This window comes from Massilia brevitalea, from assembly GCF_030711405.1.
Taxonomy (GTDB): domain Bacteria; phylum Pseudomonadota; class Gammaproteobacteria; order Burkholderiales; family Burkholderiaceae_D; genus Telluria; species Telluria brevitalea.
The window spans coordinates 1-11,134 of record NZ_JAULSI010000080.1 but is presented as its reverse complement, the minus strand read 5'-3'; the positions used below and the strand labels follow the sequence as shown (position 1 = coordinate 11,134).

Annotated in this window: 10 protein-coding genes and 1 pseudogene; 5 read left to right on the top strand and 6 right to left on the bottom strand. The window is 62.7% G+C overall.

All coding sequences use genetic code 11. The annotated features are described in order from the left end of the window. Positions 1-127: 127 nt before the first annotated feature. Positions 128-1,006, top strand: a complete 879-nt coding sequence (locus tag QWL29_RS25825) for an HDOD domain-containing protein (RefSeq protein ID WP_305825722.1) — start codon at positions 128-130, stop codon at positions 1,004-1,006. A gap of 65 nt (positions 1,007-1,071) precedes the next feature. Next, positions 1,072-2,256: a tetratricopeptide repeat protein gene (locus tag QWL29_RS25820; protein ID WP_305825721.1), complete on the top strand. Its 1,185-nt coding sequence runs from the start codon at positions 1,072-1,074 to the stop codon at positions 2,254-2,256. A gap of 4 nt (positions 2,257-2,260) precedes the next feature. On the opposite strand, the gene infA is transcribed toward QWL29_RS25820, so the two are convergent. Next, positions 2,261-2,530 (bottom strand): translation initiation factor IF-1, encoded by a 270-nt coding sequence (gene infA / locus QWL29_RS25815; protein WP_305825720.1) that lies wholly within the window; start codon positions 2,528-2,530, stop codon positions 2,261-2,263. A 535-nt stretch (positions 2,531-3,065) separates the two neighbouring features. On the opposite strand from infA, the gene QWL29_RS25810 reads away from it, so the two are divergent. Both QWL29_RS25810 and QWL29_RS25805 read left to right on the top strand, forming a co-directional pair. Continuing rightward, the gene (locus QWL29_RS25810) at positions 3,066-3,392 is read left to right on the top strand and encodes an ArsR/SmtB family transcription factor (RefSeq protein ID WP_305825719.1); all 327 of its coding nucleotides are present in this window, start codon (positions 3,066-3,068) and stop codon (positions 3,390-3,392) included. Between the two features lie 71 nt (positions 3,393-3,463). Next, a complete protein-coding gene (locus QWL29_RS25805; protein ID WP_305825718.1) occupies positions 3,464-4,633 on the top strand; it encodes an acyl-CoA desaturase in 1,170 nt (389 codons plus the stop codon). A gap of 385 nt (positions 4,634-5,018) precedes the next feature. Here the strand turns inward: QWL29_RS25805 and QWL29_RS25800 are convergent. After that, positions 5,019-5,588 (bottom strand): annotated as a pseudogene (locus tag QWL29_RS25800) (GDP-mannose pyrophosphatase); the annotation flags it as partial. Positions 5,589-5,660: 72 nt separating this feature from the next. Here QWL29_RS25800 and QWL29_RS25795 point away from each other — a divergent pair. Next, on the top strand, positions 5,661-6,416 hold the full coding sequence (locus QWL29_RS25795) for a DeoR/GlpR family DNA-binding transcription regulator (RefSeq protein WP_305825717.1): 756 nt from the start codon (positions 5,661-5,663) through the stop codon (positions 6,414-6,416). A 415-nt stretch (positions 6,417-6,831) separates the two neighbouring features. Here the strand turns inward: QWL29_RS25795 and QWL29_RS25790 are convergent, their stop codons facing one another. From QWL29_RS25790 to QWL29_RS25775, 4 genes are all read right to left on the bottom strand, one after another. Beyond that, a complete protein-coding gene (locus QWL29_RS25790) occupies positions 6,832-7,086 on the bottom strand; it encodes a PAAR domain-containing protein (RefSeq protein ID WP_305825716.1) in 255 nt (84 codons plus the stop codon). Between the two features lie 62 nt (positions 7,087-7,148). Next, a complete protein-coding gene (locus QWL29_RS25785) occupies positions 7,149-8,774 on the bottom strand; it encodes a tetratricopeptide repeat protein (protein ID WP_305825715.1) in 1,626 nt (541 codons plus the stop codon). Positions 8,775-8,776: 2 nt separating this feature from the next. After that, on the bottom strand, positions 8,777-10,807 hold the full coding sequence (locus tag QWL29_RS25780) for a phospholipase D-like domain-containing protein (protein ID WP_305825714.1): 2,031 nt from the start codon (positions 10,805-10,807) through the stop codon (positions 8,777-8,779). 32 nt (positions 10,808-10,839) lie between these two features. Next, positions 10,840-11,134: hypothetical protein (locus QWL29_RS25775; RefSeq protein ID WP_305825713.1), on the bottom strand; the 295-nt coding region annotated here is incomplete at its 5' end.

Below are 11,134 nucleotides of genomic sequence, written 5' to 3'. Positions count from 1 at the left end.
GGCCAGCTACGGCGAGGAATATGATCGCACGATACTAAACACCTAACCTCGGTTATAGTGGCAGCCTTGCGGTATTTCCAGAAAGCATCATTCCCTCATGAGCACAGTTGCAGCTAAAGCAATGCCCATGCGCGCTGCGGCCGCTGCGGCGCCAGCCTCACCGACCCATCTCGCAGCAGTGGACCAGGTCGATGCGCTGATCAAGTCGATCCGCATCCCGCCCCGTCCCAGCCTGCTGGCCGACCTGCAAGCCGAACTGGCATCGAGCGATCCGTCGCCGGAAGCCATCGGCCGCATCGTCGCGCGCGACGTCGGCATGGCCGGCGCCTTGCTGAAACTGGCCAATTCCTCGCTGTTCGGCGGCCGCCGCGCCAAGTCGATCGAGCAGGCCATCCTCTTCCTCGGCATCAACCAGGTGGCCGCCCTGATGACCGGGCTGCTGGCACGCCAGGCGATCCCGACCAACAATCCGGCCCTGGCCAGCTTCTGGGACGTGTCGACCAAGCGTTCGTACGCGATGATGTTCCTGTCGCGCCGCCTGCGCATCGGCGCGCCCGATATCGCCCACACCTTCGGCCTGTTCTGCGACACCGGCGTGCCGCTGCTGATCGAACGCTTCGCCGACTACGAGGCCACGCTGCAGGACGCCGGCGCCGAGCCGGTGCGCGCGTTTACCGACATCGAGCAGGAACGCCACAGCACCAGCCACGCGCAGGTCGGCTCGCTCCTGGCGCGCAACTGGGGCCTGTCGTCGGAAGTGGCCTGGGCCATCCTGCACCACCACGACTACCCGGTGCTGGAAGACGAAAGCACCGACGACACGATCCGCTCGCTGGTGGCGCTGTCGCTGCTGGCCGACCGCGCGATCCGCCGCTACCAGGGCCATGCCGGCTCGGTCGAATGGGACAAGGGCGGCGAACGCGCCTGCACCTACCTGTCGCTGGACGAAGACGAAACCGCGGAACTGCTCGACGAACTCGAAGAAGCGCTGCACGACGACCATTAACAGTTTTTGACAGCGTCCCGGTCCAGGCGGATACTCGATCCGTATTCTGGCACCGGAGGTGCGCGATGAAACGCTGGTTTTTGCTGCTGTTGGCGCTATTGCATGTGCTGCTGGCCGGCTGCGCCAGCGCGCCATCCGGCCCCGCGGCCGGGCTAACGGCATTGTTCGACGACGCCGCCTTCCCCGCCCCCTCCTCCCCGGCTGACGCCTCGACCCTGTTCACACTGAGCGCACCGATGCGCGCCCATCTCGACAGCCCCGCCTTCAAGGCCAGCCTGCGCGAAAAAGGCGCCGCGCGCGGCCTGGTGGCCGCCCTGTACAGCAAGAGCGACCTGCAGCTCGACTACGACGCCAGCGTCACGCGCACCGCGGCCCAGACCTATGCCGCGCGCTCGGGCAACTGCCTGTCGCTGGTGATCATGACGGCGGCTTTTGCGCGTGCGCTCGGCATGGAGGTGCGCTTCGCCAGCGTGCAGGCCGAGGAAACCTGGCAGCGCAACGGCTCGCTCTACCTGGTCAGCTCGCACGTCAACATCGCGCTGGCGCCGCGCGCGGCCGGGATCTACACCGTCAGCACGAATGCCGAACCGCTGGTGATCGACTTCCTGGCATCAAAGGACGCAGCACGCCTGCCCAGCAGGGAGCTGGGCGAGGACGACATCGTCGCCCTCTACATGAACAACCGCGCGGTGGAAGAGCTGGTGGCGGGTCGGATCGCGGACGCCTACTGGTGGGCGCGCGCGGCGATCGTGAAGCGGCCCTCCTCGCTGGCGGCCTACAACACGCTGGCCGTGGCCTACGCGCGCAAGGGCAAGCCGCTGATGGCCGAACGGGTCTACCGCGCGGCGCTGGCGCGCGAGCCGGACAGCCTGGTGGTGATGCAGAATCTGGCGCAGGCGCTGGACGGCAACGGCAAGCCCGAAGAAGCGCAGGCGCTGCTGCGCCGCATCGAGCGCCTGCATCCGGCGCCGCCCTACCACTGGTTCAACCAGGGAATGACGGCCTACCGGGCGGGGGACATGCGGCTTGCCAGGTCACTGTTCGCGCGCGAAGTGGCGCGGGCGCCGTACAACGACGAGTTCCATTTCTGGCTCGGCGTGGCGTATCTGGGATTGGGGGAGGGAGAAGCTGCGGTGAAGGAACTGGCGCTGGCGCGCGACAACAGTACGCGTATCGACGCGCGCGAGCGCTATGCGGCCAAGCTGGGCCGCCTGCGTGCGAGCCTGCCCGGCTCGCCGCAGGTGCGCTGAAGGATCAGCGGCGGCGCTGGAAGCCGCCTGGACGCGGCGCAGGCGTGCCGCGCTGCTCGATGTGACGGAACACGATGCGCGCCTTGTTCAGGTCGTACGGCGACATCTCCAGCGTGACCTTGTCGCCCGCCAGGATACGGATGTGGTTTTTCTTCATCCGGCCCGAGGTGTAGGCGATCAGCTTGTGACCGTTCTCGAGATCGACGCGGAAGCGCATTTCGGGCAGCACGTCGGTCACGAGGCCTTGCATTTCGATGAGTTCTTCTTTTGCCATGATGGTTTTCCTTGATTGAGCTGCGAGCCGGCATACCCACGCCGCCATGAACAATGCTGTCGGTATTCAGTGCCCGCAGGGACTGGACCGGAAGTGAGGTAAATAAACCGCCGTCGCGGCGGGTCAGGATGCGGCGCATGCCAGACCGCGGCTGCGCAGGAAAGAAAAAGGAAAAAAAGCCCGCTTGCTGCGGGCTTCGTTCAATGTATCGCCGAAGATTGAATCGTGCGCCAGCCCGTGCTATCTGCAGGGTGCGGCGCTCCGGATACCCACGCTATCTGCGCGGTGCTCCATTGTGTAACTCGACCAACGTATCTCGATTGACAACCCCTTCCGGCATCATCGCTTGCGGCGTTACACGTCTCGCATGGCGGGCCTGTCGGGGGCGGCTTCAAGGTCACCAGAACCTTGTCGACTGCATGCAGTGTAGCACGGATAGCGAATCGCTGCTTGCCGCCCACGCGTTTTCGCTTGACGCAGCAACACAATGGAGGCAGATTACGATATCGCGATTAACAAATTAGTTAATTAAATAATGAACTCAAACCTGGACAAGACCTTCGAAGCCCTGGCTTCCCTGCCGCGCCGCAAGATCATGGCCCTGCTCTCGCATGTCGAGCTGACCACCTCGGAGCTGGCCGAGAAGCTGGCGATCAGCGCCCCCGCCACCTCGCGCCACCTGTCGGTGCTGGAAAACGCCGGTCTGGTGTCGAGCGAGCGGCGCGGGCAATTCGTCTACTACACGCTCAACGGCGACAGCCTGGCGACGCGCCTGTCCGGTTTCATGTTCGAACTCTGCCCCGCGGCCGCGCCGCTCAAGCGCGAATCGAAGGCCCTGGCCAGGAAACGCAAACCCACCTGAACCGACAAGGAGCTCGCATGCACTCTCTGGACAATGGCAATGTTGTACATGGAAACATCACATGGGCTCCCGTGAAATCGCTGTGGTGGAGCAGCATGGTGGCCGTCGCGCTGGTCGGCGGCTGGCTGACCTTCAGCTGGGCCGCACTCGGCCTGTTCCTTGTAACTACCGCATTCGTGCTGTTGTTCGGGCACTCGCTCGGCAGCCACCGCAAACTCATCCACGACAGCTTCGCCTGTCCCAGGTGGCTGGAATACCTGCTGGTGTACACGGGCGTGCAGGTCGGGCTGTCCGGGCCGCTCGGCCTGCTGGCCCAGCACGACCTGCGCGATTACGCCCAGCGCCAGCCCGATTGCCACGACTACCTGCGCCACGGCAGCGGGTTCTGGAAGGATGGCTGGTGGCAGCTGCATTGCGAACTGCGGCTCGATAAGCCACCTGTACTGGCCATCCCCGCCCACATCGCGCAGGACCGCTTCTACCGCTTCCTGGAACGCACCTGGATGCTGCAGCAGGTGCCGCCGGCCCTGCTGCTGTTTGCGCTCGGCGGCTGGCCGTTCGTGATCTGGGGCGTGTGTGCGCGCATCGCGGCCGGCGTGACCGGGCACTGGCTGATCGGATACTTCGCGCACAACCACGGCGTCATGCAGCACACCGTCGAGGGCGCGGCCGTGCAGGGGCACAACGTGGCGCTGGCCTCGCTGCTGACGATGGGCGAGTCCTGGCACAACAACCACCATGCCTACCCCGGCTCGGCGAAACTGGGGCTGTATCCGGGAGAATGGGATCCGGGCTGGTGGGTGCTGGTGCTGTTGAAGCGCGCCGGGCTGGCATGGGACATCAGGCTGCCGGGGGACTGCCCACCGCGCCTGGAACTGCGTGTGCATGCGGCGCTGCCGGTCGCCATGGCGCAGGCGCACAGACCGTGGCGTGCCACCGTTGGCGCCATCATCAGCGCCAGCCGACAACTGCTCGCGCGGCGCGGCCAACTGGTGCTGGAAGGGCCGTTCGTCCTGCTGTCCGAAGGCGCCGCCCGCTGCCTGGTTGGCAGCAGGGTTCGGCCGCAGCGCACGCCTTCACGCTCTCGTCTGTCGTTCGAATACGGCGACCAAATGGTACGCGGCTTGCCCGCCCTCTTGATCGCGGCCGGCACGCGCAACGCGTTCACGGCTGCCGCCGCGCTGGTGCTGCTGCCGCTGGCCACCCTGTGCGAACTGGCGCGCAGCCAGGTCGACGCCTGACCCCGTTGGCTCAGGGCTCGACTGCCGGCACTTCGTCCAGGCTGCGGTAGATGAGCAGCCCGCGCCCCTCGGCTGCGGCGACCATCCGGTCCGCTCCTGCCGATGCGCCACCGATGCGCAGCACCGCGTCGCAGTGCGACAGCAGGCGCTCGCAGTGGGGGTGGAAGATGACGTCGTAGACCTCATCGCCCGGCGCTTGCGAGCCGGCGGCGTGCACGACCGGCAGCGCCAACCACTCGCCCAGCACCGGCACGTGGCCGCGCTCATACAGCGGCAGCGCGCAGGCTTCCATTGCCGCGACGTTCTGCGCAATGCGGGCCGGATCGTCATCGGTTCCCGAGCGGTAGGGGCCGGCAACCAGGATCATCATGCTGCGCGGCTTCAGCACATGCAGGTGCAGGTACTGCAGCAGCATGATGGTCTTGCCGTCCATGATCTCGCCGCGCCTGACCATCGCCAGCGCTGCGTCGGCATCGAGCTCCAGCACCTCGATGTCCTCGCCTTCCGCCTCGATGCCGCCGCCCTCCCCGACCTGCGAGGCGGCGTCGTATTCGCCAATAAAGAAGTGCAGCCGCTCGGTGACCGAACCGGGGCTCATGAAGACGTCGAAGACCTGCTCCAGCTGCGCGACGCGGCGGCCGGTTTCTTCTTCCAGCTCGGCGCGGATACGGGCTTCGGGGCTGGCCTTGTCGAGCAGGCCGGCGGCAGCCTCGATCAGGAAGCCGTCGTGGCCGTTGACGTAGGCAGGGAAACGGAACTGGCGCGTCAGCAGCACCGTGCGGCGTGCGCGGTTGTATAGCAGGGCGACGGCGCCATTGCCGCGGTCATAGGTTTCGCGGGTCAGCGTCTGCCAGCTGCCGTCGCGCCGGCGATAGTCGAAGGTGGTTTTCTTCAGCACGTGCCAGTCGTTGGCAAGTAATTGCTCACTACGGATACGAACGTGATCTTGCACGATACCCTCCTTGTTGTTTGCGCTTTTTCATACTAACGTGCACAATCGTGCAATATCAAGATACATCGTGCAACCATGCTGACCTCACAACGCAAGCTCCTGTTACTCGACCTGCTCAAGCGTGACGGCAAGATCGTCGCCAAGGACGTTGCCCTTCAACTCGACATCTCGGAGGACACGGTCCGGCGCGACCTGCGCAAACTGGCGGGCGAAGGCCTGCTGCAACGCGTGCATGGAGGCGCCCTCCCCGCCTCTCCGGCGATGGGCGATTTCGCGGCGCGCCAGCGGATTGCGGTGGACGACAAAAGCGCCATCGGCCGCGCTGCCGCGCTGATGATCCAGCCGGGGCAAGTGGTGTTCATCGATGGCGGCACCACGTCGGCGCAGCTGGTGCGGCACCTGCCCGCGGACTTGCGCGCGACCGTAATCACGCACAGTCCGTCGGTGGCCGTGGAGCTGGTGGCGCATCCGTCGGTCGAGGTGATCATGCTGGGCGGGCGCCTGTTCAAGCATTCGGTGGTGGGCGTGGGGTCGGCGACGGTGGAGGCGATCCGGCAGGTGCGGGCCGACGTCTACTTCATGGGCGTGTGCAGCGTGCATCCGGAGGCGGGGCTGACGACCGGAGACTTCGAGGAAGCGGGCGTCAAGCGGGCGCTGAGCGCGGCGGCGGCGGAGACCATCGTGCTGGCCTCGCCCGAGAAGCTGGCGACGGCGTCGCCGTACCACGTGATGGCGCTGGAGGAGCTGTCGGGGCTGGTGACGATGAAGAGCGTGGCGGAGGAGGTGCTGGCGCCGTATCGGGCGCGGGGGATTTCGGTTCACCTCGCCTGATCAGCACAGGCACTATCGCAATTGCCCTTTCCGTTGCTGCTTGAAATCCGTTTGCAAAGCAACTACCTTGACTGCATCGGCCTATGCGAGCACTCCATGGCAACTATCTTACTGAATCTTCCGGACGACCTAAAACAGCGAGTTGTATACGCTGCCCAGGAACTGGGCGTCTCTCCCCGCATGTTCATGGTCGACGCAATCCGCAGGCCGTCCAGGCGGCCGAACAGCGGTCTCGATTGATGGCTGAGGCACATGAAGCCAAGGCTGAGATGGTGAAGGAAGGTCTTGGCTACGATGCCAATGAGGTACGCATCTACTTGCGTCAGCGCCGCGAAAATGGCCTGGCGAGCAGGCCGGCCAAGAAGCCTTGGCGAGATTAAGATAGTTCAAACTGAGAATGGACTTCCAACGTTGGTCATATAGAGGAGATCAACTTCGCACCGCAAGCGGTGAGATCGTTGTCATAGGCGTATGGCCGCCCCTTGTGTTTGGCGCCGGCACCGTCCGGCTTGATTGGAAACTTCCCTTTGCACTTGGGGCAGAAGGTTACATCGTCGGCAAGTGCTGCTTGAGTACCCATCACATTGGTGCCGGATGAAACCGAGATAACCTGGCCACCGTGATCAGTTTTGTCATTGAGGCGGATGACACCGCGGCCCATGTGCTTCATGGCTGGTCCTTGTTGTGTCCGAGTGGTATCCAGGAATCGGGCGAATGCAAGCGCGTTTACCGTTAGGCCAGTCTTGGCTCCGCACTATCCAGCAGGTTCCACTTCAAGTCGTTCGGATCGAGTTGAAGATAAGGATTATCGTGCAGCTCCGGGAACGCCTGACCGACCGTTACCCAAACCTGGCGCCACGGTTGGTTAACTGCGTGCCGCAGTGGGTGTTCAAGCGGAAGCCAAGGCTGCCAAGTGCCGGTGACCGGGCAAGGTGTGCGCGCATCGCAGGACCGGTGCGGTTCGGTGTATACAATTTCGCGTGCCATTCCGGCAGCAGCCAGCGGCTCGACCGCGCCATGGCTGTGGCGGACGGTGAGGAAATGCTGCCATACCAGTCCCTGAATCGCTCTGCCCATCTCCTGCGGGTAACGCGGAATGTCGAAAGCTTCTCCTGGCTGGTAGAGGCCGGGAGCGACGCTAGCGAGCCAGGTTTGCAACTGTGCCGACTCGGCCGGTGCGGTCGCTTGCCAGTATCCCGCGAATGGCGCTTCGGTTCCGATCGTCTTGTCGTCGCTTGGACGCAAGTCGTAGGCGGCGTCGAGGTGCTGCCGGCCTTGTTGCTGCGAGGCTGTGCTCGCTTTTGGTTCTGATGGCCGGGGCATGATACCTTTTGCGGCATCGATGAGCATCTGCTTTTCGCCATTCCAAGGCGGCAGCGCTGCTGGCGGCAATGGAAGCACTTTGTCCAGGTTGGGGAAACGGAGCAAAGGATTGCTATCGAGAGCGTCGTTGAGTACCCCGTAGCGCTCGGAGCGAGCGCTATCGAGAAACGGAACGAGCATGTCGGCCAAGTCATGTGGATTACGAAACTCTGAGGATAGATCTCGTGCGCATTTAGAACAACCGAACTTCACACCTTGGTGTAAAGTCATCAGCGCTGCTGCTCTGGTATCGGTTGTGCGCGGTCCTGCGATCTTGCCATCTGCTGCACGCGGCCATGCCTGAACGTAGTACAGACTATATGCTGCAGGACCGTATCCCTGGGCCAGCGAACACTCCAACATCTTTCTCGCAACCGGAATGTTTGCCCAAAATCCGTCGCGCGGGCTATCCCAGGTTGCCGCCATCTTGCCGCCGAGGTAGGCCATCGCCTGCGGATTGCCCATCTCTGCAGCCTTCTGCCAGAACGCAAAGGCTTTGGTCGCGTCACCCGGCACACCGACACCGTTCATGTAATAGGTCCCCATCCGGTCGTAGGCCGCGGGAATGCCGAGCCGCATCGCCTGTTCCACCAGTGCGAGCGCTTCCATTTCTCCATGCGGCGGATCGCGCTTTTCCAGGTACAAGGTGGCGAGATTGACCATGGCTTTCCAGTGCTGCCGCTCAGCTGCCTGGCGCGTCAACTGGACGATCTTCTTGTAGTCGCGGTCCTCTTCCCACATGTCGGGATCGTCCAGCGCCTGCGCTTCGCGGAACCAGGCGTCTGCCTGCGCATCAATCGGCGGCACCTTGCTTGCTTCGATCTCGCAGGCGAAGCCGGGCCGGTGCGGATCGAAGAGAGACAATTCTTCATTACGGGGTAGTTCTTGGATCGTTTTGTATTGGCTGTGTACCACGCTGAACCCCTTGAAAAGACAGAATGCAGAAAGTGCCGCCAGCAGGATGGTGGAGAGCGTACGAGGTAAGGAAAGTTTCATCGTTAGCCCAACCGCAGTGTGGCACTGCGGTTATCCTGAAGTGGCAGCAGGAAGCCGGTCATGGGCTGCGAATTACGTTTTTGTTCAAGATTGACATCCATAGTTTTTGTCCAGTCACGGAATGCTTGTGCAATCTCGCCAGGCGACCCATTCTTCCCATCGACCGTACCGCCACTCAGCTTCCCCCAGATCTTCCGCCGCAAATCCGTCGCCCGCCTGGCATCGTTCGTCGCCAGGTTGATTTCGCTGTCGACAGCCATGCTGCGCTGGTTCAGGTTCGCGCTGCCCAGACTGAAAAAGGAATCGTCAACCAATAGCAGTTTCGAGTGAATATAGATTTCGCGATAGCGCACACGGCGCTGGTCGTAGCCGCTGGTCTGCAGCATGGCCACGGCCACCTTCAGGCCATACTTGCTCTCCAATGCAGCGATACTCGGCTTGTCGATGCCGTTGGCGTATTCCACGACCGTTGGTTTCACATAGACCGCGCCGGTCGGCCGTCCCATGTCGTCGCGACTCAGGCCGGTGTGAACCTGTTTGTTTTCCTTGTCGATCAAGCTCGACTGGCCGGTCATGCCAGCCTGCTGGCCGAGGACGGCAAGGGTGTCGTAGGTGCGTGGAACCATCTGGCCACGTTCGGCCACGGGCATGACAATGAACACATGCAGCAGCGGCATGTCGCCCTTGGTCTTGCCGGTCGCTGGTCCTGCAGCCTTCCAGAGGGCCATGACGTTCTTGCGCGCCTGGATCAGGCGCTCCGCCCACTCCTGATACTGGAAGTACTGGTTCTCGATATAGAGGTAACCGGTCGCATTGGCCGCCGTGTCGGTGGCCAGGAAATACATTTCCTTGGCGGTTTTATCCTGTTCTTCGGGCTGGGTGCGGATGATCTGGATCGATGAATGCGCGCCCGGTATCCCCTTGCGTTTCAACTTCGACGGAATAGTCTCCAGGTCATCGGCGAGTGTGTCACCACCGGCCCGGCCCCAGGCGCGCACGAAGTTCGCATGCACGCCGGCGAGGGCGCCGCCGGAAATGCGGCAAGCATAGTCCCGATAGGGTTTGAACGTTTTAAAGCCGGCATCGGCCCTTTTTCCCTGGTCTACCTGCACGGCTTCGCCGGCTTCGCGCTTGCCGCCGCATTCGCGCTTTGGATTCTCGATCAGGTGATCCTCGGTATCCCAATAGTCCGTCACCGAGTTCAGTCCTTTTACATAGCCAACCGCCTTGGCGCCGCCCATGTAGTCGTAGTCAATGAGCAGCGTTTTCTGGTGGTGGGTGCCAACGCGAACCATGCCCTCCCGCTCGGCTTCCAGTTCGCCAAGCCCGCCGGGCTTGTATTTTTCGCTGGCGAGACTTTTCTCGATGAACGCCGGAACACCAGCGCGGGTCTGGATGGTGATACCTTGAAACAGTCCAGCAAAAGCCGCCTTGTACCAGCTATGGCAATACTCCTCGCGCGCCATTGCCGAAAGCGATTCCGGCGTGACGGCGTTCATAGCCCCCGTTCCGCGATTTGGCGTCCCTGCTGCCAGTAGCATCACCGTGGGCGTCCTGTCATGCTCCAAAATCAGCGATGCGCTTCGCTTGGCGCCGATCTTTTCTGCTTCGCTGCTGCCGCTAACATGGCGCCATGGATGTATTCCATGCGAATGCCCCGGCATGTTCAAGGCCGCTGGGCTGCCGATCTTGCTGTACCATACCAGCAGCCGAATCTTGACCTGTCGCTTGCCTGCTGCAATCAACAAGTCGCCATAGGTGTCCCCTCGCGGCCAGGCTGGTCCTTCACGCACCAGCTCCATGCCAGGATCGAACCCCCAGCAACAAATGTCGATCGAATGCTTGGCCGCCTTGATTTTCTCCGCAATGTCCACGAACGCCTTCTCGCCACAAACGAAAACCTCGAGCTCGTTGTTGTGGGTGACGGGATGGGTCTTGCTGCGGTTTTCCAGAAACCACTGCACTGTGCTTGTGGCCTTGCCACTCAACTCGTCGATATGGACTTTTTCGGCACGTTTTATTGGGTCAGGCATGCGGCCTCCTTCGGGGATCGGTTGAGCGATTGTCAGACGTGCACGCGACTGTCGGTCGAGCCTTCAATCGCCCGCGCACCCATGTTCGATAAAGTTTGTTCGCGGTGATTCGGTGCTTGAGGAGGCGCAGGTTGCGGGACCGCTGCAAGCGCATAAACTTCGCCGTTTGGAAGTTCGACACGGTAGTCGGCCGCTCCTGCTTTGTGCTCGACCTCAATCAGACCCATGTCATCGGTAATGCCATCCCTCACTTTGGTCTCGCCCTTGAATAGCGAATAAGGGACATTGGCAAACGGACGCCCGCTTCCGGCATGGGTTTGCAGCCTG

Coding starts and splice junctions, on each gene's coding strand:
- QWL29_RS25785 (WP_305825715.1), bottom strand. CDS start 8,774: ATGAAACTTTCCTTACCTCGTACGCTCTCCACCATCCTGCTGGCGGCA.
- QWL29_RS25790 (WP_305825716.1), bottom strand. CDS start 7,086: ATGAAGCACATGGGCCGCGGTGTCATCCGCCTCAATGACAAAACTGAT.
- QWL29_RS25825 (WP_305825722.1), top strand. CDS start 128: ATGCGCGCTGCGGCCGCTGCGGCGCCAGCCTCACCGACCCATCTCGCA.
- QWL29_RS25795 (WP_305825717.1), top strand. CDS start 5,661: ATGCTGACCTCACAACGCAAGCTCCTGTTACTCGACCTGCTCAAGCGT.
- infA (WP_305825720.1), bottom strand. CDS start 2,530: ATGGCAAAAGAAGAACTCATCGAAATGCAAGGCCTCGTGACCGACGTG.
- QWL29_RS25820 (WP_305825721.1), top strand. CDS start 1,072: ATGAAACGCTGGTTTTTGCTGCTGTTGGCGCTATTGCATGTGCTGCTG.
- QWL29_RS25810 (WP_305825719.1), top strand. CDS start 3,066: ATGAACTCAAACCTGGACAAGACCTTCGAAGCCCTGGCTTCCCTGCCG.
- QWL29_RS25780 (WP_305825714.1), bottom strand. CDS start 10,807: ATGCCTGACCCAATAAAACGTGCCGAAAAAGTCCATATCGACGAGTTG.